We start from the raw sequence: 26,429 nt of genomic DNA, 5'->3' as shown, positions 1-26,429 counted from the left end.
AACCAACAACTACTAACTAATAACGATCAATTAATAACTAGCCTCCAGGCTATACGTAGCACTGATCTCCTGCAGAATTTCTTCGACTTCCGCAAACGTATCCGCCTGTACCAATCGGTTCCGGAAGGATTTGGCTCCATCCATGCCTTTGAAATAACTGGCGTAGTGCCGCCGCATTTCCAGTACACCCAGTTTTTCACCTTTCCAGCGAATGGAAAATTCCAGATGCTGCCGGCATACGGCCACACGGTCCGCAATGGTTGGGGGCGTTAAAAAAGTACCTGTCTTCAGGAAATGTTTGATTTCATTGAAAATCCAGGGATAACCGATGCTGGCCCGACCAATCATGATACCGTCAACGCCGTAGCGATTCCGGTACTCCAAAGCCTTTTCGGGCGTAGTAATATCGCCGTTCCCGAAAATCGGAATCCGGATGCGGGAATTTTCTTTGATTCTGCCAATCAGTGTCCAATCCGCTTCTCCCTTGTACATTTGCACGCGGGTACGTCCGTGGACCGTTAGGGCCTGAATACCGATGTCCTGCAAGCGTTCGGCTACATCTTCGATATTCTTGGTGGAGTCGTCCCAGCCCAGACGAGTTTTTACCGTCACGGGTAAGTGCGTGGCTTTAACCACGGCTTCGGTCATGGCGACCATTTTAGGAATGTCCTGCAACAAGGCAGCACCGGCACCCCGGCAAGCCACCTGTTTGACCGGACAGCCATAATTGATGTCGATCAGATCGGGCGAAACGGCCGTAGCGATTTTCGTACACTCCGCCATCGTTTCGATGTCCGAACCGAAGAGCTGAATACCGATGGGCCGTTCGTACTCAAAAATGTCAAGTTTCTGCCGACTCTTGACGGCGTCACGAATCAGGCCTTCACTGGATACGAATTCCGTATACATCAAGTCCGCTCCACCGGCCTTACAAACAGCCCGAAAGGGAGGATCACTGACGTCTTCCATGGGAGCCAGTAACAACGGAAAATCACCTAGTTCAATATCTTTAATCTTAACCATTCGACTGTGACGAAGTAAACGTTGGGGAATATCTATCTCAAAAGCAGTGGTACGATTGTGTCTGGACCAGGTATGATAACCAGCCTTACCGCCGAACCTGCGTTACCTTTACAACCAACCACTCTAAAAAACCTGTTTAGTAAACGATTCAATTCAGTACGAATCACTGAAGCATACAAAATTACATCGAAATGATCGAAACGCCTGATCTTCCCACCCGACGATTTTCTCCCTTTGCGAGTTTGCTAATCCTTTTCGGCCTGATGGTCGTTTTAGGCAGTATCGCCCAGATAGCGATTGTTTATCCCCTGGTCAAATTCCTGACGGGGGCAGACTTTGCTGCCGGGGCTGCCGATTTTATCGCTCATCCGCAGGATTATCCCCACAGCTGGCTGGCCACGATGCTGATGCAGGCCATCACGTCCGTTTTCAGTTTTATCCTTACGGCGTATCTGTTTTGGTACCTGACTGAAAAACGCAACATCGTTTTCGTAGAAAAAGGTTCGACCGATCCGCTGATCTGGGCCATGATCCTAGTACTCGTCATTGGATACATTCCTTTGAATAGTCTGATTTTTGAATGGAACCAGCTTTTACCCTTGCCGCAGTGGATGGTAGATAGCGAAAAACAACTGGAAACCCTGACAAAATTCCTGACACAGTTTCCTAGCTTCGGCCATTTTATGCTCGGTTTACTGGTCATTGGCCTGATTCCAGCCTTGGGAGAAGAGTTACTGTTTCGGGCCACGCTGCAACGGTTGTTCGAACGCTGGTGGGGAAGTTCACACGTGGCAGTATGGTTGTCGGCGGCTATTTTCAGTGCGTACCACGTGCAATTTATGGGCTTTTTCCCCCGCATGATTCTGGGAGCTTTATTTGGCTACCTGTACGTCTGGACGCGAAACCTCTGGGTACCCATTTTCGCCCACTTTGTCAATAATGGTTTTGTCGTCGTGATGATTTACCTGCGGCATCGGCAGATCACCGAGCTGGACGTGGAAAGCAACGAAGCCATGCCCTTGCCGTACGCCTTGGTGTCGGCCGCACTGACGATCGGGGTACTGCGGCTGATCTATCAACGCAGTCAGGGGGCGATACCTCAGTCGTAATTTATTCAAACAAATTGCGTTCAAAACCGGGAAGCCCTGAAAGCTGTAGTATTTTTGCCAGAATAGAGAAACACAACGGTCGCCGTCATTAATAGGAGCGTTGGCTGATTTCTGCGTAACCCTAACCAAAACAACTTTCAAAAATCAGCGTTAACAACCGTTATAAACCAACGAATCGTGGAAGGCTGGGTTAAGATATACGAGTCCTATATGCCCTGGCGAGTGGAACTCGTCAAAGGTTGGCTATTGGATGAATACCAAATTGAGGGGGTCGTACTGAGCAAACAGGATCGCTCGTATTTGTTTGGACACTGCGAGTTGCACGTTCCGGTTAAAGACGCGGCTTTTGCCGAATTTATCATTCAACATGAGGAAAAGAATACAGACCAGGCTGAGTAGTTATTCAAATTTAGGACAACGGGTCATTGCGGCGGTCATTGGAGCGGCTTTGATGATTTTTTGTCTGTACTGGAGCGAGTGGACCTACCTGGTTTTGTTTGCAACCATTGGCGGTTTGAGTCAGCTGGAATTTTACCGGCTCGTAGGTCTCGATGACATTACTCCGCTCAAGTACTACGGAACCGGCGTCGGGGTCTTCATGAATATCCTGACCTTTCTGATCGAAAAACATTACCTGGATTTTGAGCTGTACTTTCTACTTTCTCCGCTCTTTACGCTCATCTTCTTCATCAAGCTGTATAAGAAAAACGAGGCAAAGCCCTTTACCAATATTGCGTATACCTTTCTGGGTATCATCTACGTAGCCCTGCCTTTTGCTTTGATTACCGTGATTGCTCTGCTAGGGGGGGTGTACAGTTACGAGCGGGTACTGGGATGTCTGTTTTTACTCTGGGCCAGTGATTCAGGAGCGTATTTCGCCGGGACCAAATTCGGCCGTACCAAGCTTTTTGAACGCGTATCACCCAAAAAATCCTGGGAGGGTAGTCTGGGAGGAGCGATTACGGCCATGCTGGTCGCATTCATCCTTTCACAAACCTATACCGACCTTAACCCCTGGCAATGGTACTGGATTGCGGGTGTAATCGTGGTGGCGGGTACCTACGGCGATCTGGTCGAATCCCTGTTTAAGCGAAGCATTCAGATTAAAGATTCGGGTTCGGTCATTCCCGGTCACGGGGGCTTTCTGGATCGGTTCGACGGTCTGTTACTGTCCGCTCCGTTTATTGTGACGTTTTTGAAAGTGTTTGAATAGGTAGCACACGGGTAAAACCACGGGTGCAGGTTTCCAAACCTGTACCCATAATACGGCAAGTGCTACCTGCCTTCATTGCGTAAGTAATGCCCCTGATACGGCAGTTGGAAACTGCCTCATGCCAGGTACAGGTTTGGAAACCTGCACCAGTTCCTGCCTCTTCAACCAGACACCTTAACCCCGGAGGGGTTCAATATGAATAGCCCCGTATGCAATGCGGGGTATTTTTTTGCTCGCGAGCCGTAAAAATTCTCCGACCGTTCAAAACACCTGGGCCTGCTGCGAGTTCTTGAAGAAAGCACCCTTGCCATGTACATTACTCTTTGCGTCATGACTTACCCGCCGAAGCATCGCTGGTGGGCCATTCAGCAGATGGGACTCATGCCCCGCAAACTACGGCAACTATCCGAACTCACATTCTTCAAATGGATGGGCACCGGGCAGGGGAAAGTCTTCAGTCTCAAACCCGACTTTTCGCGGTACGCCTTTCTGGCCGTCTGGCAATCGGAAAGCCAGGCCAGGGACTTTTTTACTACTGCTGCCTCCTGGCAGGAGGTACAGCAGCGGGCATCCACCGTTCGCACATTTGCTATGGAAACCATTCATAGTCACGGAGCCTGGAATGGTTCGAACCCTTTTCAGACGGATAGTCCCGCCGAGGAGGGTACCGGACCGATTGCGGTAATTACCCGGGCTACGCTTAAATTAAGGGCCTTGCCCGCTTTCTGGCGAAACTCGTACCGGGCTGCCGCCCGACTGGAGCAGGCTTCCGGCCTGATCTATTCCATTGGCATGGGCGAAGTGCCGTACTTCCAGCAGGCGACTTTCAGCGTATGGGAAAGCCTGGACGCTATGAAGGCCTTCGCGTACCATACCGCTGATCACAAAGAAGCCATGCGGCAAAAAGAACAGCAGCAGTGGTACGGCGAGGAATTATTCGCTCGTTTCGTCCCCGTACCGTTCGAACCCGGATTTTAAAACTTCGGCCCTTGAATTATCGGTTTTATCTACGTATTTCCCCGCTAGTCCTAAAAAACAGAAGGGAGTACGGTGGTTCGGGCTATATTCGGAAACGGCATGGCCCTGAACAGATCTTCGAGCAAACGACCGCCAGCTAGTTCTTATGAACGATAAAGAAAAAACATACTGGATATTCCAACTGATCGGATGGCCTTTGTGGCTATCCAACGATCTGCTTACGTATTCGCTGGAATTCAAGGATACCGAAAATTGGGTGCTCGTACTTAACTACGTCATCAATATTATTCTCAGTATTTTTCTGACGCACCAGTACCGTCGTTACGTCAAAAAACACCACCGCGACGTACTGGATGCTCCCAAAGCCTTACCGCAGGTGCTGTGTACGGCCTTTCTGTTTGCCTGTATCATGACGGCTCTAAACATCCCATTCGATGTGTTTACGACCGATCTGGAATCGCCGAGTGGGCATTTTTTGAGCTTTCTCTTTTTCTGGGGAAAACCCATGCTGATCTGGCTGATTCTGTATCATGTCTTCAAATACCTGGAAAGTACGCGGGAAATTGCCGTAGAAAAGGTCAAACTGGAGTCGCTGGCGAAGGAGACCGAAGCTAAGGTACTGCGGGCTCAGCTCAATCCGCACTTCATGTTCAATGCCCTCAATAGCATTCGGGCGTTGATTCTGGAAGACCCCGACCGGGCTCAGAAAGGCATTACACAATTGTCGAATATCCTGCGGAGTAGTCTGCTGGCCGACCGTCGTCAGACCGTTACGCTGGGCGAAGAAATGCGTACCGTAGACGATTATCTGGCTCTGGAAAAGATTCGGTACGAAGAACGACTCGAAGTACGCCGGAACGTTTACCCCGAAACGATCAATTGTCTGGTACCACCCATGATGCTGCAGACGCTGGTTGAAAATGCCATCAAACATGGGGTTTCTAAACCTATCAAGGGCGGCTTTGTGAGTATCGAAACGCGATTACAACAGAATAGACTGGACATTCGGATTTCGAATACGGGCATTTTGCAGGATACCGAATCGGGCGGATTTGGGTTGAAAAATACGGAACGCCGCCTGAAACTTCTCTTTGGCGAAGAAGCAGAATTCAAGATCTACCAGTCGGCTAAAGATGTGGTTTGTGCGGAGATCATGATTCCTATGGAAAATCCCAAGCCGAAAGAAGCACCCGTCGTGGTGAACGTCTAATAGTAAACTCCTTACAACATATAACTACCCAGCGGCTACTCGCCGCTACTAGCTCCCTGTACTCAACCGAAATCGAATATGAAAGCACTCATTGTCGACGATGAACGATTGGCTCGTAATGAACTCAAACGCTTACTGGAAAATTTCCCCAAAGTTCATATTGCGGGCGAAGCCGCCAATGCCGATGAGGCCATTCAGCTGATTGATGAACTCAAGCCGGACCTGCTGTTTCTGGATATCCAGATGCCGGGTAAAAATGGCTTTGAATTGTTGCAAAGTCTGGAAGGCGATGTCCCCGAAGTGATCTTTACGACCGCTTACGACGAATACGCCATCAAGGCTTTTGAACAGAACGCTCTGGATTACCTGATGAAACCCGTGGAGCTGTCGCGTCTGACGGAAGCCATTCAACGGGCGGAAGAAGAAATCCACCATCACGAAATGGATGAAAAAGGCCGGGTGGATGGTACGATCAAAGCCCTGTCGGAAAACGATCAGATTTTTATCAAGGATGGTGAAAAGTGCTGGTTTGTGAAACTGGGTAAGGTGCGTTTGTTTGAAAGTATGGGCAACTACGTTCGCCTGCACTTCGACGACCAAAAGCCGCTGGTACTGAAATCCCTGAATGCTCTGGAGGACCGTCTGGACAGCAAGATTTACTTCCGGGCTAATCGCAAGCACATCATCAATCTTAATTACATCGATAAGATCGAACCCTGGTTCTCGGGCGGGCTGCTGGCTACTTTACGCAGCCCCGGCGACAAGCCCGAAAAGATCGAAATTTCCCGCCGTCAGGCCATTCGATTCAAAGAATTACTAAGTTTATAAGCCAGAAGCCAGTTTCGACTGGCTTTTGATTTTTCTCACCTATTGTCATGGCTGGTGAAGAGCCAGTTTATTTTTGCCTGAACAGGGTTATGAATATCCTTACCTCCACGTACGGCTCCTATCAGTCGTACATTTTGAAAAACCCGATTACCGGTGATGAAGTACACATTTTGCCCGAGCTCGGTGGAATCATTCGTCAGTTGACGCTTACCAAGGAAGGCGAATCGTTTACGGTTATTGATACGCCCGCCGACGCGGAAGCCTTTGGGGCAAATCCTAAATATGCGAGTGCCTTTCTGTTTCCCTGGCCCAGTCGAATCAAAGACGGACACTATACCTACCGGGGCGAATCCTATCAGTTACCGATCAACGAACCCGAAAAGCAGGCGGCCATCCACGGAATTGTCCATCACGAAAATTTTGAAGTCGTCGAAGAATGGACCTCCGTTTCGGCAGCGGGGATTCGCCTGCGGTACGAACACGACGGCAGTTACGAGGGTTACCCCTTTCCGTTCCGGTTCGAAATCCGCTACGAGCTGCTGAGTACCGGAAAACTGGATATTATGCCGCAGGCCGTGAATACGGGTGGCGAAACCATGCCCGTGGCTCTGGGCTGGCATCCGTACTTTCAGCTACCCGGCGGTACAGTGGATGACTGGACGATCTATTTCCCGGCGGCCCGGCAAATCCACCTGGATGATGCATTCATGATGCCCGCTGGTAGCGAACCCTTTGATGCCACGGAAGGCTATAAACTGAAAAACCGCTCGCTGGATGCCATCTATCAGCTCAACGAAGCCGGTTACCTAACGCAGCTGGTATCCGCCAAACAAGGCGTGACGCTAAACCTGGAATACACGAGAGGGGAGGGGAAAGTAAATTACCAAGTGGTCTATACCTTCCCGGATCGGCAACGCGTAGCGATGGAACCGTTGACGGCGAATGTGAACGCCTTCAACAACGGCGAAGGCCTGTACGAACTACAGCCCGAAGAAACGTACCAGATGAATTACCAGGTGTATTTGAGTTAGAGAATGGTGTTTGAGGAAGTGTAACGTTTGAAAATGTTTGAGGTTGATCAGGTATAAGGTTTGACAAGTTTCGATAGTCAAACTTCAAACACATCCTACACTTGAAACTAACTCAAACTTCAAACGCCTATCAAACGTTAAACCCAATCAAACCCAATTCAAACAAAAAAAGACCCCGGCTGAAACCAGCCGGGGTCTTTTTGGTACTACCTTTCTTCAAGGATTAATTGAAGATGTAACGCAGGCCAATTTGTGCCTGCCATACATTGTCAAGGGTCACCGATTTTACGAAAGAATCTTTCAGCAGAATCGTTTGGCCGTTGATGTTTTGCGTGCCAAATCGATAGCTAGGGACACCTTCAGCATTCGTAGACGCATAAGCTAATGGGTTAGCCGAAGTAGAGACGTATCCCACACCCCATTTGTTATTCAACAGGTTACCTACGTTGAGAATATCCGCCCGTAACTGGATCGTATTACGCTTTTGTTTTGCTCCCGTTAGAATGTAAAATTCCTGAATAACCGTAAAGTCAAAACGAGTCAGCCAGGGGAATTGGCCACCGTTACGTTCGGCGTAATTGCCTCGACGCGTTTTTAGGTATTTGTTGTTGTTAATATACGCTTCAAAGGCAGCTTGTTGCTCCGCAGCCGTGTAGACCCGAGCATTGGTACCCGTGCCAACGGTAAGCGGAACAAAACTGATTTGTGAAGCATCGGTTGGAACGTAAATCAACTCGTTGTTTCGCTGACCGTCACCATTTAAGTCACCGCTGTACGTGTAGGAAATTTTGCTTCCGCTAGCAGAAGTCATACCTAACGTGAACGTAGTGGAGCCACCCAAAGCACCTCCGTAATTGATTCGGTAGTTCGCATAACCAATGATTCGGTGACGCAAATCGTTATCGGCGTAAGATACACCCAGGTAGTTCTGACCGTTTATGGCAGGAATATTAGCCTGAACCGTACTGCCAACCGATTGTAAATCCCTTGCTTGGCCGTAGGTGTAGGCGAGCATACCGCCGAAACCTTTAGAAACAGGCTTTTCTAACTTAGCCGTCAGCGTATAGGCCTCACCTTTATTCGTGTTTTTAATGACGAATGTGCTAGTTACAGGAGCGTTAACGAAACGAGCAGACGGGTATCGATCCCGGGTGTCTGGGCCAGCGAAATTACGATCGGGCGTCTTTAAGTTGGCATCAATGTACCGAAGGCCCTGAAGAGTTTTGTTATAGATGACTTCCAAGGTTCCGATCAGACCCCAGGGTAAACGTTGATCTATGGCCAGGTTCGTTTTCCAGACCAGTGGGTACTTCAGATTGGGATCCGTAGCATTTACCGTATACGGGCTCAATTTTCTGATGTCCGTTTCCGCTGGAATAAATCGGCTTGGGTCTAGTGTGAAAGGAATGTTGTTCGGATTATTATCCGTGCGTTCCCGGGTAATCAATACCGTATTGATTCCATTGTTGCCCAATTGATTAGATACCAATACTTCTGGAATACGGGAAACGAAGAAGCCACTACCGCCGCGTACCTGAGTCATCTTATCTCCTTTTACATCCCAGTTAAAACCAATCCGGGGAGAAATCAACAGACGAGGTTTAGGAAATACGCCCGTGTTAACCGTATAAGGGTTATTGTTTTCATCGTGGAATTTACCCGCTAAATCTTCCGTCAAAACCGGGTTGTAGAAATTTCGGGCCGTCGCTTTATCGTAAGCAAAAATGTCCGCTCGTACGCCGGCCGTCAGCTTGAAGTTGGGGTTTACCTGAAACTCATCCTGCACATAAGCACTATACGTAGCTCTCTTCAACGTTTGCAAAGGCTCGGCTCCTCCGGGTAATAACGAGTAGCGATAATTGAATTTGTTAACGCTTACGGGCGAGGTCGTTGCATTAGGATTAGCCAGGTAAGCTAAAGCCGCCGTTTTGAAGTCTTCAATCGAGTTATACACGTATACGCCGTTGGAAGCGGGAAAGAATACGTTGTTAGACGTAAAATGCTCGTAGGCTAAACCGAAAGTTAACGTGTGCTTACCGGCAAAGTAGCTGAAGTTATTCGTAATGTTTAGCGTTGAATAGTTCAGTTTGTTGTTGGGGGTAAACGGATCAAAACCTACGGATGTGTAGGTAGAGTTATCTTTCAGAATATCAATGGTTGGGAAAAGTCCAGTTCTATAGGTACGATCTTCAATTTGCTTATTGTACGTAGCCGTTAAGCGGTTCGCAAACTGCCCGTTAAACGTAGAGCTTAATTCCGCTGCAACCGAACGCGTGTTATCCGCAATTTTGTAGCCTGTATTCTGGGCAGAAAGAGCTAAACCACCGTTGTAAGCACCCGTTGCGTAACCCGTACGGTTTTCGGCACCTGCCGTACCACTACTGTAGCTATTGCTGATCGCTTGTTCCGATTGTGAATCGTGCTGTGAGTAACGGACCGATAATTTGTGGTTATCGTTGATGTTATAGTCCAGGCGAAGCAGCCCTTTGGTACTTTTGATTTGGTTGTTGAAGTTATCAATCGCACCCAGATCAAAGTTGAAGTTAGTGGCCATGAACTGCTTCAGGTCTTCCAGATCCGCCGCTGTGGTACGGGATACGTTACCCGTAGCACCCGGACGATTGGCTACCCAATCCAGGGCGGGAACACTGCTAGTGTAGCGTTCCATATTGGCGAAGAAGAACAGTTTGTTTTTAATGATCGGGCCACCAATCCGGAAACCAAACGTATTGTTGTTGATCGTTACTGGGGGTAATTCGCGGCCATCGGCTTTCTTACCGGCCATATCCGAGTTACGGAACAGATAGTACACCGAACCCGAAACTTCATTGGTACCCGAACGCGTCACGGCGTTAATACTAGCACCAGAGAAGCCCGTCTGACGAACGTCGAAAGGAGCTACGTTCAATTGTACCTGATCCAGAGCGTCGAGTGAAACGGCCGTAGTACCCGTACGTCCACCGGCTGAAGCTGAAGAACCTAAACCAAAGCCATTGTTGAATACGGAACCGTCAATAGTAATGTTGTTGAAACGGGCATCCTGACCGCCGAAGGATTGACCATTACCATAGGCATTGTACTTGGTAATGTCATTGATCGTACGACCCAGGGTAGGGATAGTATTGATCGTTTCGCGACCGTAGGAAGCTGCCGCTCCGGTGCGGTTTGAACTGAACACGCCATTCTGATTACCGGTTACGACTACTTCAGAAAGCTGAGAAGAAGCATCCGATAATTGGAAGTTTACGTCAGCGGAAGTTCCCAGGCTGGTGTAAATGTCCGTTTTGGCCTGTTCCTGAAAGCCAACGAAAGTAGCAGTAATGCGGAAAGGCCCACCTACGCGGACACCAATCAACGTATAACGGCCCGACGCGTTCGTGGTGGTTCCGTAGCGGCTACCCGAAGGTTCGTGAATCGCTACCACCGTAGCACCGGGTAGTGCTTCACCTTTGTTGTCAACCACGACTCCGGTGACAGTTGACGACGTCACCTGAGCCTGAACCTGATTAAACCCACACAGAGTAGCTAAAAAAAAGTCCTAAACACGCGAGTGTCTTTCTGGATTTTTTTTTAAAAATGTTTTCACAAGAGTTTGATTTGGAATTAAGGAGTTAATTGGGGATATGCTGATGAAGTGGGCTGCTCATTAAAAAAAAACCTGGCAGAATATGAACTCAGACTGCCAGGTTTTATACTTCTATTTAAAATGCACTAGAACAGGTAACGTACGCCTAATTGCAGACTCCAGGTGCTGGAAGTCGTCAGGTTAGGGGTAAAGTTAGACGTTGGGAAACCACCACTCACCTGAGCGAAGTTGAACGTCGGACGTTGCGTCGTACGATCCAGTCCCCGGTAAATCAGAGGATTGTTTAATTGATACAGTTGACGTACGCCCCAGTTTTTGTTTAGGAAGTTCAGTACGTTCAACATATCAGCACTAAACTGTAACGTGTGACGCTTCTTGCCTACGTTGATGAAGAAATCCTGTAACAGTTTCAGGTCCACTTGGTAGTAGAAGGGCAGACGAGCAGCGTTCCGTTCGGCGTATTTGCCTTTGTTCTTGCTCAGGTAATTATCCTGCTCCAGGAAGCGGAAGAATGCCGCCGACTGATCTTCAGCTGAGATTGCATTGGCACCCGTACCGGAAGCTACAAACGTGATCTCAGAAGGATCGCGGGGAATGTACATCAGGTCAGTCGTGTTGTTACCGTCACCATTGATGTCACCGTTGTATACGTAGCTGAAGTTACCTTGTGAAGCTGCTTCAAAGAACAACGTAAGCGTCGTAGCGGCGTGTTTGATGTATTCTTTGCGGTAGGAGAGGGTACCTACAATACGGTGAGGCACCATGTACTGCGAGTAACCCAGTTCCAGACTGTTCGAAGTTCCAACGTTCGGGTTTGCATTCCACACGGAGGAGGCCCGGTTGCCAGGGTTAGCCGTTACGTCTTTGGCATCCGTATAAGTATACGCTAATGAACCATACAGGCCATTATTGTACGCCTTGCTGATCTGACCCGTGAGGGAGTAACCGTAACCTTTCGACGTATTTTCCAGTACAATGGCCGAAGACGTATTGGTGTTCAAACGGTTCGAACCCGTAATGACTTCGCGATTGTCAGGACCCGCCAGCGTACCCGTAGGAGCTACGAGGTTGGCGTTCCGCATCCGAATGGCGTTTACGTCTTTCGTGTACAGGAATTCTCCGGTTACTTTCCAGCCATTACCCAGGTTTTTATCAATACCCAGGTTGCTTCGCCATACTTGGGGGAACTTCCAGTTTTTATCCGCAAATACTACGTCGTTAGGAAGTGCCGTGCCCGCTTGCTGAGGGAATAAATTAGCGTAGGTATCGGGATTCGCGTTCAGGCGAATGTTTGCGAGCGTAGCGGGGTTCGTAATGCTACCTCCGAATTGGTACATACCCGAGTTCGAAGGAATGTTCGTCAGCCATACCAGCGGGAAACGGCCCGTAAATAAACCGGTACCGCCACGAAGCGTCCAGGAATTGTTTTTACCCGTGGTATACTTGAAGCCTACGCGGGGAGAAAAATACCAGTCTGAGTTGGGGTAATCGGTCTGATAGTTTACTTTAGAAACACCATCTTTAGCAAAGAACTGTACGTTGTTGGCTGCCGGATTCAACAAAGCTTGATCCAGATAGAAAGGCTTATCGACCCGTAAACCAGCCGTCAGCGTGAAGTTAGGATTGATGGCAAATTCATCCTGAGCGTAGATACCCAGCAAACCAATCTTCAAATCAGCCGAGAATACTTCTTTCTGTCCAGGAACCAAAGAATAGGTGTGGGCATAATAGATGGGAGCCCGATCGTTCACCAGATCACTGATGCTGTTGAAGATGTAGTAACCATTCGAAGGAGCCATGAACATGTTACCTACGCGTTGGTACTCGTACGAAGCACCGGCCGTAATGGTATGCTTGTTGAGCGTATAGGTGAAGTTATCAATCACGCTGTACACATCGTTTACAACCCGGTTATTCTGGGTAAAGGGGTCCATACCCGCAGAAATCTGGTTTTGACCTCTACCATCCAAAATGTCGATGGTTGGGAATACGCCGCCATTGAAGGTACGAACCGTATTGGTTTTGGTAGCCGTTACAATGATCTGGTTAGACATGTTGCTGTTGATCGTACTGTTCAATTCAGCAGTACCGGAACGAACCGTGTTTTCAAAGCCGTAGTTCGAGTTTTCGAAAGACATCGAACGCGTACTGAAGCGGTTGTTCGGCAGACGAGTCAAGCCATTTGGCAGCAGCGGGTTTACACCACGATTAATTCCGCCGTTCGGTACACTACTTCCGTTCAGAGCTTGTCCGTCTGTTCCATTGAAGTCACTATACTTAACCGTCAGCTTGTGCTTGGTGTTAATGTTCCAGTCAATGCGGGCCAGAATTTTGGAGTTCTTATTAACGAAGTTGGGGAAGTTTTCGTACGAACCCGTGTTGTAATTGAATTTCTCCCGCAGGTAGTTAGAAACCCGGGCCAGAGAATCGCGGCTAACGCTGGAAGGTGTGCCGGTAACGGAAGAACCACTGGGAACGAAGTTGATACCCGGACGGCTCGCTTCTTCGTATTCGTAGCTGGCAAAGAAAAACAGTTTATTCTTGATGATGGGTCCACCCAAACGAGCACCAAAGATTTTGCTTTGTTGTTTCGGCAGGTTTTCGATGGTGAAATCTTTCACTTTCGTACCGTTGAAAGACTGATCCCGGTAGAACGTGTAAACCGATCCCTTGAATTCATTGTCACCACTACGGGTAATGGCTGAAATACCGGCACCCGTAAAGTTGGACTGACGTACGTCAAAAGGAGCAATGTTGACAGAAACCGTTTCGATAGCATCCAGTGAGATGGGGTTTCCGCCGCCGGGCAACGGATCGTTGCTCAGACCAAAGTTGTTATTCAGGTTAGCACCATCAACCTGGATGTTGTTGTAACGACCATCGCGTCCACCAAAGTTGTTACCACTGGCTTGAGGCGTAATCCGCGTAAAGTCTCCAATACTCCGGGTAATCGTCGGTAACGTATTCAATTGACGATTTGAAAGGTTCGTAGAGGCACCTACGCGTTGTACATCTTCGCCCGATCCTCTAACAGTCACTTCACTCAGTTGCGTACCAGCGTCGGAAAGCGTGACATTAACGGTTGCAGTACCACCTAATTCGGCGAAAACATTGGTTTGGCTCTGTTCGGTGTAACCGACAAAGGATACCGTTACCCGGTAAGGGCCACCTACTCGCACGTTGGGCAGGGAAAATAAACCGTTTGCATTAGTTACTGTACCGTAACGCGTACCCGAAGGTTCGTGAACGGCTACAACTGATGCACCGGGCAGGGTTTCACCTTTAACATCAGTAACTCGTCCGCTGATGGAAGAGGTGGTAACCTGAGCAAAGGCGGACTGGCCTGCCATCAGTAACACCAGCGTTACCAGAAATCCTAAAGCTCGGGTTAGTGGTAAAAATTTCCTCATCATAAGAAATTTGGAATTTGATTAAATTGAACTTTTTACAGGGTATGCTATGTAAAATTCAATACAAAGAAACACATGTTTTTGTCTTTTTTCAAGTCTTGCTTTTTTGATTTGGATTTAAATTATAACAATAATGTATTGATTTATAGGAAATGCTCATTTTAATATTTAAATAAATCAATTTTCGTAATGTTAAATAATCATTAAGTTTTTGTTTATGGTAAGATTGTACTATTTCCATACAGCTCTTTTAAAAAGAACAACTCCCCTTATTTTTATAGAATCTAAATTGTCTTATTATTTCCAATGAATTAGCCACTTTTACTCAAAATAGAACCGCTAAATATTTGCGGAGAAGACATATTGCCAATTAAAATTGGCCGACAGGCTCTAAATTGGTCTTAAGTATACGTTGAAACTGGCTAGAGCCAAAGAATTGACAATTACGTGATGGGCTATACGAAGCGATCCTTGTAGGAAACTTAGGAACTTTGATAGCTATACGATGGACAGAAGCCACATCCAATTGGAGCAGTCCTGCTCGCGTAAGACCGCCCTCCCATGAACCGTAAATGCGGGATTGCTGTTATCTTTGCCAATTAATCAGCAAACTTCTTTCTTCTCAGGTTATACGCTTACTAGCATCCCCAATTATGAAAAGAATTTATCTGGATAATGCGGCGACTACTCCTCTGGACCCGCTGGTACTGGAAGAGATGCTTCCCCTGATGCGGGAGCAATTTGGTAACCCTTCGTCCATCCACGGTCATGGCCGCGTGGTACGTTCAGCGATTGAAAAGGCCCGGAAAAAGGTGGCCGAGCTGCTGAACACCTCGCCTTCGGAGATTTTTTTCACCTCGGGAGGAACGGAAGCCGACAATACCATTATCCAGAATACGGTTCTTGCCAAAGGAATCAAACATATCATCACGTCTAAGATTGAGCATCACGCGGTGCTGCATACGGCGGAAGATTTACAGAAAAAAGGACTCGCGAAGGTTTCTTTCGTGGAGCTGGATGCCAAAGGTTACGTGGACTACGATCATCTGGAAGCGTTGCTGAAAGAGAACTCCACCAGCCTGATTTCACTCATGCACGGTAACAACGAAGTGGGGAACCTGCTGGATCTGGATCGGGTAGGCGAACTGGCGACGGCGTACGGAGCCCTGTTCCATTCGGATACGGTACAAACGATGGGCCATTACGTGCACGATCTGCAACGCCTGAAGACGAACTTTATCGTGGGAGCGGCCCATAAATTCCACGGACCCAAGGGCGTTGGATTCATGTACCTGCAAAGCGGCACCCGGATTCCTCCTTTCATTCACGGGGGAGCCCAGGAACGTAACATGCGGGGTGGAACGGAAAACGTCTACGGCATTGCCGGACTAGCGAAAGCCCTGGAGCTGGCGTATGCCGAAATGAGCGAACACCAGCAACATGTGCAGGGGTTGAAATCGTACATGATCGAACGGCTGAAAGAGGCCATCCCCGACATACGTTTCAACGGTGATCCGGAGAACTCGGCACAGAGCTTGTATACGGTGCTGAACGTAAGTTTCCCGCCAACTGCCGATAGCGAAATGCTGTTGTTCAATCTCGATATTGAAGGTATTTCTGCGTCGGGTGGTTCCGCCTGTAGTAGCGGTTCAGACGTAGGTTCACACGTGCTGACGGCTCTTAAAGCCGACCCTTCACGTCCTTCGGCCCGCTTTTCGTTCTCGAAATATAATACCCGGGAGGAAATTGATACCGTCGTGGAAAAACTCACGGTCATTGCTGGTGCGGAACGGGTAAGCTAAGTAAGCTCAATTGACCTTATACTTCATTGCCAGTCTTCGGACTGGCAATTTTTGTTTGTAATCGAGTCCAGGGGTAAGGGAACCACACGAGTAAAGCCGCTACCAGGATGATTATGCCACAGACAGCCCCCAGCATCGGAGCGGGTATACTCATCTGGGCCTGACCCGATACGTAAGCCCCGGTGATGTCCGTAAGATTAACCATCGCCATATACGCGGTGAACTGTGAGCCTTCCACGGACTTCCGGCAAAGTGCCATGAGTACGGGCATACTGGCTACGCTGAAACTCGGGTCCATCATGGAAAGGGCCACCAGACCCATCCGTCCCACGGCCAGCTCGTGCCAATAGATATGCAGTAAATTGAACGTAAGTAAAAATAGCCCCGCCCCGAGCATGACCCGGCCCATCAGTCGCTGGGCTCCCATGCGATCGGCAATAATTCCACCCAAGAGTACAACAGCAATCACGACCAGCGTGCCCAAAGTACCCTGTAGAACCGATACGTCTGCGTCAGACCAGCCCAGTCGCTGAATCAGGTGTACGGAATAAGCCCGGCTGAATACTGCCTGACAGCCATAATATAAAAGGATAGGAATAAACAGCCGCAGGCTCCGTTTTTCGGTTAAACCCCGAAAAAGTTCGCGGAATAACCCCCTGGCTGAAGGAAGACTGGCCTGTACGAAGGGAATTTGTTTCAAGGAGAACAACGCCTGCTCGGGTCGTTCTTTGATGAAAAAGGTCAGTACGGTTAGGGATAAAAGTACCAGTGACTGCGTCCATACGGCCGCATGAAATCCGTAGGCGTGCAGGACTACGGCCAGGCCAGCGGAACCCAGCGAAATGCCGCCGAGGAAACCGCCCCGCATGACGGCAGTAAGGCGACCGCGTTCGTTTTCCGGAATGACAGAAATAGCCAAAGCATCTACGCTGGCGTCCTGCACCGAAGCGAAAACACTATGCACGAAAAAGGCCAGTTGCAACGAGGATAGCTCCCGGATCGGATCGTCGACAACCAATAAACCCAGCGAAGCCAGTAAAGCGAGAGTTTGAGCGAGCAATACCCAGGGCCGCCGCCGACCCATGCTCGATTGCTGATACTTATCGATAATTGGTCCCCAGATGAATTGAAAAGACCAGGGCAGGCCAACCGTTGCAGCAAAAACTCCCACTGCAGCCGGGGAGATCTGATGAGCAGTGAGGTAATTAGCCAGGGTATATAAACCGAAACCCGCCGGAATGCCCTGCATGACGTATAGGTAAAAAAAGGCAAAATAGCGTAACCAGCGACGTTCACTCAGAGCTAACGCATACGCGGATGATTTCAGCGGCATGTATTTAGGGGATTATTGCCCTTTCATAACGTTCTGAAAATGAATTTGTTTAAGGGGATTTTTCGGGCAATGGAGGTATGTTTCTCGTAGGGTATGTAACTATACGGTGAGTTACCCCGCATTTCATACGGGGGCGGGGTTGGCGAGTCTGGCATGTGTAGGTATAGAAGCAAGAAATTGGATAGAATAGGAAAGTGTTATTACGCAACCCCGAAGGGGTTTAATGTAATTAGCCATGGGTTATACCCATGGAAACGGCGATGATCATTCCGCCATGATTACCCCGCATTTCATCCGGGGCTACTGATATTAAACCCCCTCCGGGGTTAGGGTATTCGATGAAGGCAGGGAGCTACTGGTGTAAGTTTCCATACTTGTACCTACCATCAGGCAGTTAGAAACTGCCTGAGTACGCAAGATAAAAGCAGCTAGGAGCCTGTCTGGGTATCGGTACCGATTAGGATAGCTGCACCAGTGAGCAGCTATCCGTATGCCTTTGGAAAGAATTGCCTTATTTTTTAAAGTATAAGGTGAGAAATAGATTCATAAAATTTGGTGAACCCCGGGATTTCTTTTCCCAAATGTTTCCAGAATTGCCTTCTTGTTTTGCAACCATCGATCGCAGCGTTAAACGGTCGGTGTATGCGTATGAACTCTCTTCCCTTGAATTTTTTGTGTAGGAAAAGCCCGCGAAGGTTCTTACTCGGGGCCTGTCTGCTGGGAGCCCTGCCCGGTATGGGTCAGGTGCAAACCTTACGGGAGGTACTCGACCGAAGCGTTACGCAGTATCCACTACTGAAAGCCAAACAATCGGAAATTCAGAGTGCCCAGCAGCGGGAGTCGGCGGCCCTGACCGAGCGACTCCCCATCGTAACGCTCCAGCACCAGTACAACTACGCCACCAACAACAGCATCACGGGATCGGTCTTCAATAACGAAGGAACCGCCGTGGCCATTTCTGGTGGGGTACGTCCCGAAAACAATTATGAAGGCGTATTTGGCAGTTTTACCACGGCCGTTGCGGAGTGGCGGGTTATTAATTTCGGTCGCGTAAAAGCGAACATCAAGGCTGCCAATGCCGAGGTTCACCGTTTCGAAGAAGACTACGCGAACGAACGCTTTCAGCATCAGGTACGGGTGACCGATGCCTATCTAACGCTTTTGATTCAACAGAAACTGGTAACCATTCAACAACAAAACCTGGATCGGGCCCTGACCTTCAAACGGATCGTCGACTCCGGCGTTCGTTCGGGTATGCGTCCCGGCGTGGATAGCTCGCTGGCGACGGCGGAGGCTTCGCGGGCCCGCATTCTGTTACTGGAAAGTCAACAACAGGAACAGGTACAGCGACTCCGGCTTTCGGAGCTGACGGGATTGGTACAGGATAACCTACAGGTGGATAGCCTGTCTTTTTATACCCAGTTGCCCCTGTCACCCGCCGCGAGTGACAGTTTATTCCGGAATCATCCGGCTTTACGATTTTCCCGCAGCCAGATCGACTGGGCAGCCGCCCGCAGCACGGCCACCAGCCGCTCGCTGTGGCCCACGATCTCGCTGGTGGGAGCGGGTTGGGCGAGGGGTTCAGGGGTACAAAACGACGGAGATGTCTACCGAACGGACCTGTCCAACGGCATCCAGTATCAGGTGGGTAATTACCTCTTTGGAGTATCGGCCCGCTGGAACCTGACGAATGCCTTACGCCTCAAACGCGAATACCGGGGGGAGGTCGCCCAGACCGAACGCTTCCAGCACCTGTATCAGGAACAGGACAATCGCCTGCAACGGATTCAGCGGGAATCCGAGACGCAGTTTCGCGTCGCCCTTGAACAGGCCCGACAGGCTCCCGTGCAGTTACGGGCCGCCCGACAGGCGTACCATCAGGCTCAGGCCCGCTACAAAAACGGCCTCGCCGATTTGCCCACGGTACTACAAACCTTCCTAACCCTCAACCGGGCCGAGGTAGATACCTACGTTTCCACCAGCAATGCCTGGCGATCCCTTTTACGCATCGCCGCCGCCGAAGGTGATCTGGCGGTATTTCTGAATCAAGTGCCTAAATGAGTTTTGGGTTTTGTGTTAAGGGTTTTGAGTTGAGATAACGCTAAGCCCCAAACATAAAAACACTAAACCCCAAACGCTAAACTCACAACGCTCATGCATCAACTCATTCGATCCGCTTTGCGGAAGCCCATTTCGGTGGTGGTGGCCGTGGTAGGGTTACTGTTCTTTTCGGTACTATCCCTGCGAACGATTCCCGTCGATATTTTCCCGAATCTTGATCTGCCCACCATTTATGTCGTGCAACCCTACGGCGGTATGGCTCCTGACCAGATGGACGGCTTCATTGCCACCCGGTATCAGGACCACTTCCTGTACGTATCCGGTATCAAGGACGTCGATGTGAAAACCATTCAGGGTTTGTCGCTGATCAAATTGCAATTTTATCCCGGTACGGACATGGCTCAGGCGGCGGCGGAGGTCGCCAACAACGTCTCGCGGGCAAAGGCCTACATGCCCGAAGGGACGGTGCCGCCGCAGGTCGTTCGCTTCGATGCCAGTTCGGTGCCCGTTGGGCAGCTCGTGTTTGAAAGTGCGACCCGTTCCCTTAATGAAATTCAGGATTATGCCTCCTCGCGGGTGCGACCCATGTTTTCCCGGATTGAAGGCGTATCGAGTCCGCCACCCTTTGGTGGAAACCAGCGGACCATCGTCGTACGTGTCGATCCCAAACGCATCCAGAGTTATCAGCTGACGCCGGAAGAGGTCATTAAAGCCATCGTCAGCAATAACCAGCCCTCGCCCGCCGGGAATATTCGGGTGGGAGATAAGGCGGTAATGACGCCCGTCAACTCATTAGTACAGAAACCCGAAGATTTTCTGAACATCCCGATTCGCACGGGTTCGGGTCCGACGGTCTTCGTGCGGGACATCGGTACAGTGGAAGACGGTGCCGACGTGACGGTCAGTTATGCCCTTGTGAACGGTCGCCGGGCGGTGTATATCCCGGTTGTGAAAAAATCAGATGCTTCGACGTTACAGGTAGTAACGAACTTGAAAAATGCCTTACCCGAAATCCAGAAATCCGTACCCGAAGACGTCAAGATTTCCTACGAATTCGATCAATCCATTTACGTAACCAATGCCCTGAAAAGTCTGGTGACGGAAGGGGTACTCGGTGCGTTGCTGACGGGTTTGATGGTACTACTCTTCCTGCGGGACTGGCGAAGTGTCATCATTGTCGTCCTGACCATCCCGGTTTCGGTACTGATTGCGGTGATGATGCTCCATCTATTCGGGCAGTCCATCAATACGATGACCCTTTCGGGATTGGCTCTGGCCGTAGGTATTCTGGTCGATCAGGCGACGGTATCCATTGAAAATATTCACCAGCACCTGGAAATGGGCAAACCCAAGGCCCAGGCCATCTGGGAGGCCTGTAAGGAAATTGTATTCCCCGAGTTTCTGATTCTGCTGGCCATTCTGGCGGTATTCGCTCCGGCTTTTGTGATGACGGGGGTACCGAAGTCCATGTTTTTGCCACTTTCGCTTTCGGTAGGTTTTGCGATGATCGCCTCGTTTTTACTTTCGCAGACGCTCGTACCCGTACTTTCCAACTGGCTGCTGAAATCCCATCCCTCGCACGAAGCCCCCACGCTGGCTTTGGACGAACGGGAACGACTCGGTATCCTGGAGGAAGATACGCACGAACCCAAAACGGGTTTCGAACGCTTCAAACACCGGTATACGCAGTTTTTACAAAAGCTCATTGCTCGCCGCAAGCTGGTCGTAACCGCCTATTTACTGGGTAGTATCGGGCTGATTGTGTTGTGCTTTCAATGGCTTGGGACGGACATTCTGCCGCACGCCAATAGTCACCAGTTTCAAATGCGGATTCGCATACCGGACGGCACGCGGGTCGAACGGACGGAAACCGCAACGCTGAAAATCCTGGATATTATTAAGGAGGCCGTAGGGCCCGAAAACGTGGAAATTTCCTCGGCCTACGTCGGTACAGTGCCTTCGAGTTATGGTACTTCCAACATTTTCGTCTTCAACAGCGGTCCCCACGAAGCCGTGATGCAGGTATCCTTGAAGGAAGAGTACCACGTAAAAATGGACAACCTCAAGGAGGAACTCCGCCGCCGGATTGGCCAGGCCCTGCCGAGTACCCGCATTTCCTTCGAACCCATTGAGCTGACGGACAAGATGATGAGCCAGGGATCAGCGACGCCCATTGAAGTAAGCGTGGCAGCGAAAGACCTGAAGGAAGCCGGACGATTTGCCCAGCGGATCAAGGCCAATATGGAAAAGATCGATTTCCTGCGGGATGTGCAGATTGCCCAGCCGCTGGACTATCCCGTCCTGCGGGTGACGATGGATCGGGAGCGGGCCGGACAACTGGGCGTAACCTCCACGCAGGTGGCCCGCTCGATGGTGGCGGCGACGTCTTCCAGCCGGTTTACGGATAAAAACCTCTGGCTCGATGATGCGAAAGGACTGGCGTATCAGGTGCAGGTACAGATTCCCGAGTACCTGATGACTTCCTCGAACGAGATTGGAAATATTCCACTCAAATCCGGGGAAATGCACCCGGTACTCTCGGACGTGGCCCGCTTTACGGAAGAAACCGCTCCGGGTGAATACGACCGGGCCGGACCGAACCGTCTGGTGACCATCAATGCCAACTTGCAGAAAATCGATTTGGGTACAGCACAGAAAGCCGTACAGCAGGCCATCAAAGACGCAGGTGATCCACCCCGGGGGGTGATTGTTGAACTGAAAGGACAAACCCAACTGCTGACGGATACGCTCAGTGGTTTGCAAACGGGTCTGATCGTGGCGATCGTCATTATTTTCCTACTGCTGAGTGCGAATTATCAGTCGCTGAAATTATCACTGGTAATTCTGTCCGCCGTACCCGCCGTAGTAGCCGGAGCCTTGCTGATGCTACTGGCCTGCGGAGCTACGCTGAATCTGCAATCGTACATGGGCCTCATCATGTCGGTAGGGGTGTCGGTGGCGAATGCCATTCTGATGGTTACGAATGCCGAAAACCTGCGGCTTTCCATTCGAAATGCCAACCGGGCGGTAGTACTGGCGGCGGGTAGCCGGATTCGTCCCATTCTGATGACCAGTATTGCCATGGTGGCGGGGATGTTACCCATGGCCTCGGGTCTGGGTGAAGGGGGTGATCAGATTTCACCGCTGGGACAGGCCGTTATCGGAGGTCTGGTGGCTTCAACCCTGGCCGCCCTGTTGATTCTGCCCTGTGTGTTCACGCAGGTACAGGCGAAAGCCTCCTTCCAGTCGGTATCCCTGGATCCCGAAGATCCCGAAAGCAAATCTTTTCAACTTCAAGAAGAAACGGTATGAAACCCTCAATCAATTGGCTGCTGATTCCGGCTCTGGCTAGTGTGTACGCTTGTAGTCCCGCCGGAAGTGAAACAAAAAAAGCGGAAGCAAAACCCGCCACTCCCGCCCGGCTCGAATCCACGCAGGTACGGGAAATGCAACCCAGTAAAGAAGTAACCCTACCGGGCGAATTACTGCCCTGGAACCGGGTAAATCTATACGCCAAAGTAAAAGGCTTCGTCCGTCAGGTCGGCGTAGACCGTGGTACCTGGGTTCGCAAAGGGCAGGTACTCGTGCAACTCGAAGCCCCGGAAGTACTGGCGGAGGTCAATCAGGCCCAGGCTCAGGTACAGGCTCAGCAGGCCAATCTTATTCAGCAACAATCGAAATACCGGGCCAGTAAGCTCACCTATCGCCGATTACTGGAAACCAACCGGATGGAAGGAGCGGTTTCTTTGCAGGAAATCGATCAGGCTCAATCCCGAATGGAGGCCGACAGTGCGTTGGTACTATCCGCTCAGGAAAGCGTGCAGGCATCAAAAGCCAATCTGCGAAGTAAGCAGGATTTAAAACAGTACCTGACGCTGACGGCTCCCTTCGATGGCGTGATCATCGAACGGAATATCAGTCCCGGAGCCCTGGTCGGAGCGGGGGAAGCCGGAAAGCCTCTCTTGGTACTGGAAGATAGTCGCACGCTTCGACTTACGGTAGCCATTCCTGAAGCGTATGCCAATCAGCTGGGTAAAAAGAGTACGGTTGATTTTACGGTGAATGCCATTCCTGAACGCGTATTCAAAGGCAGTCTGGCCCGTAGTGCCGAAAGTCTACAGGCCGCCCAGCGTTCGATGATGGCTGAATTTGACATTCCAAATACGAAAGGCGAACTGAAAGCGGGCATGTACGCTCAGGTGCGACTGCCCGTCGAACGCTCGCAGCCTACGCTATTTGTACCGCGAACCGCGGTTGTGACTTCTTCGGAAAAAGTATTTGTAATTCGAATGAATGGCGACAAAGCCCAGTGGGTAACCGTAGACACTGGAAATACCCTCGACAGTCTCGTAGAAGTATTCGGAAATGTAAAAGCTGGAGACGTACTGGTACGAAAAGCCTCCGAAGAAATTCGGGACGGGCAGACGGTACAGGTGGAGTAGGAGTTGTTTGAGGGGTTTCATTCAGGTTTGAGGTTTGAATGGTTTCAAGTTTGAGTAATAAAAAGACATCCCGGAAGTTGTGAGCTTTCAGGATGTCTTTTTATTAGTGGCTGGTAGCTAATAGTTGTCGGTTAGATTAAGTTTGGGCCCTGTTAGCATTAAATCATACAAAAGGACATCTCAAAAGTTTTGGCTTTTAGGATGTCCTTTTGTACTCAAACCATTCAAGACCAATCAAACTTGAAACCTACCCAAACCTACTTAACCCCCTCCAACAACTACCGACAAAACGTATCTGACTCGATGTCTAATCGGTATACGGCTTGTCTGAGCGTAGTATCCTTTTGCGTAAAGGGCCAGCCGATGGCGGGGTTGGGTGTCGCCCGGAAGCGGTAGCGTTTGCCGATTTCCAGGCGATTGGAGGCCACTGCCCGAACCGTACGCGTCATGGTAATCAGGTCTACCCAGTCTTCCGTACCCACAATCTGATACTGGATCCGCAATTCAGCGGGTAGTTTGGCTTCATCCACCTGACGTCCTTCCGGGCAGGTAACATCAAAGATGAGTGATACTTTGGTAGGCGGCGTTGCGAAACTGATCGGAGCGGTAATGGTTCGGGTATCGCAGAGGTCAACGGCTTCGGATACATAAATGGGCGTATTCTGATCCCCGCCCGTGTGGTTATTGGCCCGGAACACCTGCAATTTCACCGTTCGCTGAATCATCCCCGAAAACGTTCGCTGGGCACCATTATTCAGGTCCACGTACGTTTCGTAAACGGTTTGATTGGTAGCGGCATCAACCAACCGGGCGTAGTAGCGAATATCCACCCCCGAAAGATTCGTCTGGAATCGGAACGTTGGGCCGTTTTCACAGATTTCCTGGGTTTCGGCTAATGCGTAGTGCGTTAGCTGGGAAAGCTGGGTTTTGATGAATAGCTGATTATTCTGCGGGTTTCGCTGGAGTCGCAGGGAGGCCTGCTGCACCCAGGCATTTCGTGTAACATCAAACATCCAGAAGGGGAGGAAATCGCCTTCTTTCGGGACTTGTCCATTGAGTAGCCGCTGATTCGGCTGAATCGCCACGGTGACTTCCGTCGGAGCGGACGTACGGCGTAAGACTTGCCCTTCCCGGGTAAAGCCTTCCAACTGGAAGAACACCAGGCCCTGAAACAAAAACGCCGGAAGCTTTTGCCCATTCTGACCAATCGCATTAAAGGACCGGAGCGAACGATTGGGTAAATACGTCGTTGCAACCTGCGGCGTATAGTAGTAGAGGGTAGTCTTGGTTTCACCCCGGGCATTCTGTCCATCGACGGTACTCAGGGAAGTATTCTGCGGTAAGCTCCACTGGGCGTTTGCTCCGTTAATCGCCGTCGTTTGGACCGTATGAGCCCCTGTACTGTGATCCTGCTGCGAGGCGGCTATCCCCGCTGGCGGCTGACTGGCACTAATCAGCGGAACGGTAGTATTGACATTATCGGGCGTATTGAGCTGCCATTCCGTAAGTCTGCTGAGATAGCCATCGGCTTGTGCCCATACGGCCACGGTGACCGGATTCTGGCTGGAGGGTAACTGATCAGGGTCTACGGCTAAACCCAGGAAACCTTCAGAACTGGGTTTGATGAGCTCTCCACCGGTTAGATTTTTAACACGATTGGCATCTTCACCCACCACAGCTACCTGCAAATTGGGGGGTGTTTTGATTCTGGAACCAGCACTCGCATCCGTATACTGAATGTGAAGCGTAGCCTGAGTGAGTGGATCCTTGAATTGAAATTCAATTCCTTCGAAGGGATTTTCGCAGCCGAAACCAATGCCGAGTAAGGCAAGGCTGAGCAGTGTAGTGAGGCGATAAAAGACCTTTTTCATAACGTCTGGCGGAACGTGATTCAAATGGATGGTGACGCAAATCAGGTTTTAAAAAAGTATTCTAAACCTACAAAATCTACGAATCGGGTAAGTAGAGCCACAAAAAGGCAAAAAAAACCCTCGAACATCCGCCAATGCTCGAGGGCACAAGTGTCTTAAGTATTCGTCAATACTTACGGATCTTGTTTGTAAAATATTTTACAAAAAGACCGGACCAATTATAAAATGTTAACGAATGGGGCAATAACCGATCTGTAAATGAGACTTTTTTTCTACAAACATCCCATTACAGGGAAATAAATTCCCATGACATGAAAATTGATCATGATAATATTCTGCAAATACGGATTTAAACTAGCTTTTTTTTCTGTGCAAATCGAATTCAGTACAAAAAATTGACCACTTTCTTTTGTTTAGGGTATGTACGCCTTCGTAGTTTAAATAGGGCTATGATCCTTACCTCAGGACGCAGGATCAACAATAAGATATTTTCCCTGAACAGTTCATGCGATTACTAAAAGCCTGTTGCGGA

The 26,429-nt window shown here is 49.8% G+C and carries 16 protein-coding genes; 11 read left to right on the top strand and 5 right to left on the bottom strand.

Annotated elements, in window-relative coordinates; genetic code table 11:
* Nucleotides 1-30: 30 nt before the first annotated feature.
* Nucleotides 31-1,023 carry a tRNA dihydrouridine synthase DusB gene (gene dusB / locus BWI97_RS06910; protein ID WP_102200487.1) on the bottom strand — a complete coding sequence of 331 codons (993 nt, stop codon included), beginning with the start codon at nt 1,021-1,023 and terminating at the stop codon, nt 31-33.
* 191 nt (nt 1,024-1,214) lie between these two features.
* Here dusB and BWI97_RS06905 point away from each other — a divergent pair, with 191 nt between their 5' ends.
* The 7 genes from BWI97_RS06905 to BWI97_RS06875 all read left to right on the top strand — a co-directional run bounded on the left by BWI97_RS06905 (nt 1,215) and on the right by BWI97_RS06875 (nt 7,392).
* Nucleotides 1,215-2,132: a CPBP family intramembrane glutamic endopeptidase gene (locus BWI97_RS06905; RefSeq protein ID WP_102200486.1), complete on the top strand. Its 918-nt coding sequence runs from the start codon at nt 1,215-1,217 to the stop codon at nt 2,130-2,132.
* A 177-nt stretch (nt 2,133-2,309) separates the two neighbouring features.
* Nucleotides 2,310-2,531, top strand: coding sequence for a hypothetical protein (locus BWI97_RS06900; RefSeq protein ID WP_094815308.1), 222 nt, complete (start codon nt 2,310-2,312; stop codon nt 2,529-2,531).
* Entirely contained in the window at nt 2,500-3,345 is an 846-nt protein-coding gene (locus BWI97_RS06895; protein WP_094815310.1) for a phosphatidate cytidylyltransferase, read from the top strand. Before BWI97_RS06900 ends, BWI97_RS06895 begins: the two co-directional genes overlap by 32 nt.
* A 309-nt stretch (nt 3,346-3,654) precedes the next feature.
* Nucleotides 3,655-4,323, top strand: coding sequence for a DUF3291 domain-containing protein (locus tag BWI97_RS06890; protein WP_102200485.1), 669 nt, complete (start codon nt 3,655-3,657; stop codon nt 4,321-4,323).
* Nucleotides 4,324-4,468: 145 nt separating this feature from the next.
* Entirely contained in the window at nt 4,469-5,533 is a 1,065-nt protein-coding gene (locus BWI97_RS06885) for a sensor histidine kinase (RefSeq protein WP_094815314.1), read from the top strand.
* A gap of 78 nt (nt 5,534-5,611) precedes the next feature.
* The gene (locus BWI97_RS06880; protein ID WP_102200484.1) at nt 5,612-6,361 is read left to right on the top strand and encodes a LytTR family DNA-binding domain-containing protein; all 750 of its coding nucleotides are present in this window, start codon (nt 5,612-5,614) and stop codon (nt 6,359-6,361) included.
* Between the two features lie 89 nt (nt 6,362-6,450).
* Complete coding sequence (locus BWI97_RS06875) at nt 6,451-7,392, top strand: aldose 1-epimerase (RefSeq protein WP_158242703.1); 942 nt, start codon at nt 6,451-6,453, stop codon at nt 7,390-7,392.
* 223 nt (nt 7,393-7,615) lie between these two features.
* Here the strand turns inward: BWI97_RS06875 and BWI97_RS06870 are convergent, their stop codons facing one another.
* Nucleotides 7,616-10,882 (bottom strand): TonB-dependent receptor, encoded by a 3,267-nt coding sequence (locus BWI97_RS06870; RefSeq protein ID WP_233207772.1) that lies wholly within the window; start codon nt 10,880-10,882, stop codon nt 7,616-7,618.
* Between the two features lie 221 nt (nt 10,883-11,103).
* Complete coding sequence (locus BWI97_RS06865) at nt 11,104-14,391, bottom strand: TonB-dependent receptor domain-containing protein (RefSeq protein ID WP_102200481.1); 3,288 nt, start codon at nt 14,389-14,391, stop codon at nt 11,104-11,106.
* A 650-nt stretch (nt 14,392-15,041) separates the two neighbouring features.
* Between BWI97_RS06865 and BWI97_RS06860 the strand changes: the two genes are divergently transcribed.
* The gene (locus BWI97_RS06860) at nt 15,042-16,190 is read left to right on the top strand and encodes a cysteine desulfurase family protein (RefSeq protein ID WP_102200480.1); all 1,149 of its coding nucleotides are present in this window, start codon (nt 15,042-15,044) and stop codon (nt 16,188-16,190) included.
* A gap of 16 nt (nt 16,191-16,206) precedes the next feature.
* Here BWI97_RS06860 and BWI97_RS06855 read toward each other — a convergent pair whose 3' ends face one another.
* Nucleotides 16,207-17,523, bottom strand: a complete 1,317-nt coding sequence (locus tag BWI97_RS06855; RefSeq protein ID WP_102200479.1) for an MFS transporter — start codon at nt 17,521-17,523, stop codon at nt 16,207-16,209.
* Between the two features lie 648 nt (nt 17,524-18,171).
* Here BWI97_RS06855 and BWI97_RS06850 point away from each other — a divergent pair.
* The 3 genes from BWI97_RS06850 (at nt 18,172) to BWI97_RS06840 (ending at nt 24,026) form a co-directional block, all read left to right on the top strand.
* The gene (locus BWI97_RS06850; protein ID WP_102200762.1) at nt 18,172-19,584 is read left to right on the top strand and encodes a TolC family protein; all 1,413 of its coding nucleotides are present in this window, start codon (nt 18,172-18,174) and stop codon (nt 19,582-19,584) included.
* 93 nt (nt 19,585-19,677) lie between these two features.
* On the top strand, nt 19,678-22,896 hold the full coding sequence (locus tag BWI97_RS06845; protein WP_102200478.1) for an efflux RND transporter permease subunit: 3,219 nt from the start codon (nt 19,678-19,680) through the stop codon (nt 22,894-22,896).
* A complete protein-coding gene (locus tag BWI97_RS06840; RefSeq protein WP_102200477.1) occupies nt 22,893-24,026 on the top strand; it encodes an efflux RND transporter periplasmic adaptor subunit in 1,134 nt (377 codons plus the stop codon). Before BWI97_RS06845 ends, BWI97_RS06840 begins: the two co-directional genes overlap by 4 nt.
* Nucleotides 24,027-24,304: 278 nt before the next feature.
* On the opposite strand, the gene BWI97_RS06835 is transcribed toward BWI97_RS06840, so the two are convergent.
* Entirely contained in the window at nt 24,305-25,897 is a 1,593-nt protein-coding gene (locus BWI97_RS06835; protein ID WP_102200476.1) for a hypothetical protein, read from the bottom strand.
* Between the last annotated feature and the right edge of the window lie 532 nt (nt 25,898-26,429).

The organism is Siphonobacter sp. BAB-5405 (assembly GCF_002872335.1).
GTDB lineage: Bacteria > Bacteroidota > Bacteroidia > Cytophagales > Spirosomataceae > Siphonobacter.
The sequence above is the reverse complement of the archived record's forward strand: the minus strand, read 5'-3'. Positions and strand labels throughout refer to the sequence as shown.

What these genes read in the sequence shown, in the direction of transcription:
- BWI97_RS06885 (WP_094815314.1), top strand. Translation starts at nt 4,469, where the DNA reads ATGAACGATAAAGAAAAAACATACTGGATATTCCAACTGATCGGATGG.
- BWI97_RS06895 (WP_094815310.1), top strand. Translation starts at nt 2,500, where the DNA reads ATGAGGAAAAGAATACAGACCAGGCTGAGTAGTTATTCAAATTTAGGA.
- BWI97_RS06865 (WP_102200481.1), bottom strand. Translation starts at nt 14,391, where the DNA reads ATGATGAGGAAATTTTTACCACTAACCCGAGCTTTAGGATTTCTGGTA.
- BWI97_RS06855 (WP_102200479.1), bottom strand. Translation starts at nt 17,523, where the DNA reads ATGCCGCTGAAATCATCCGCGTATGCGTTAGCTCTGAGTGAACGTCGC.
- BWI97_RS06840 (WP_102200477.1), top strand. Translation starts at nt 22,893, where the DNA reads ATGAAACCCTCAATCAATTGGCTGCTGATTCCGGCTCTGGCTAGTGTG.
- BWI97_RS06860 (WP_102200480.1), top strand. Translation starts at nt 15,042, where the DNA reads ATGAAAAGAATTTATCTGGATAATGCGGCGACTACTCCTCTGGACCCG.
- BWI97_RS06835 (WP_102200476.1), bottom strand. Translation starts at nt 25,897, where the DNA reads ATGAAAAAGGTCTTTTATCGCCTCACTACACTGCTCAGCCTTGCCTTA.
- BWI97_RS06845 (WP_102200478.1), top strand. Translation starts at nt 19,678, where the DNA reads ATGCATCAACTCATTCGATCCGCTTTGCGGAAGCCCATTTCGGTGGTG.
- BWI97_RS06880 (WP_102200484.1), top strand. Translation starts at nt 5,612, where the DNA reads ATGAAAGCACTCATTGTCGACGATGAACGATTGGCTCGTAATGAACTC.
- BWI97_RS06890 (WP_102200485.1), top strand. Translation starts at nt 3,655, where the DNA reads ATGTACATTACTCTTTGCGTCATGACTTACCCGCCGAAGCATCGCTGG.
- dusB (WP_102200487.1), bottom strand. Translation starts at nt 1,023, where the DNA reads ATGGTTAAGATTAAAGATATTGAACTAGGTGATTTTCCGTTGTTACTG.
- BWI97_RS06850 (WP_102200762.1), top strand. Translation starts at nt 18,172, where the DNA reads ATGAACTCTCTTCCCTTGAATTTTTTGTGTAGGAAAAGCCCGCGAAGG.
- BWI97_RS06875 (WP_158242703.1), top strand. Translation starts at nt 6,451, where the DNA reads ATGAATATCCTTACCTCCACGTACGGCTCCTATCAGTCGTACATTTTG.
- BWI97_RS06905 (WP_102200486.1), top strand. Translation starts at nt 1,215, where the DNA reads ATGATCGAAACGCCTGATCTTCCCACCCGACGATTTTCTCCCTTTGCG.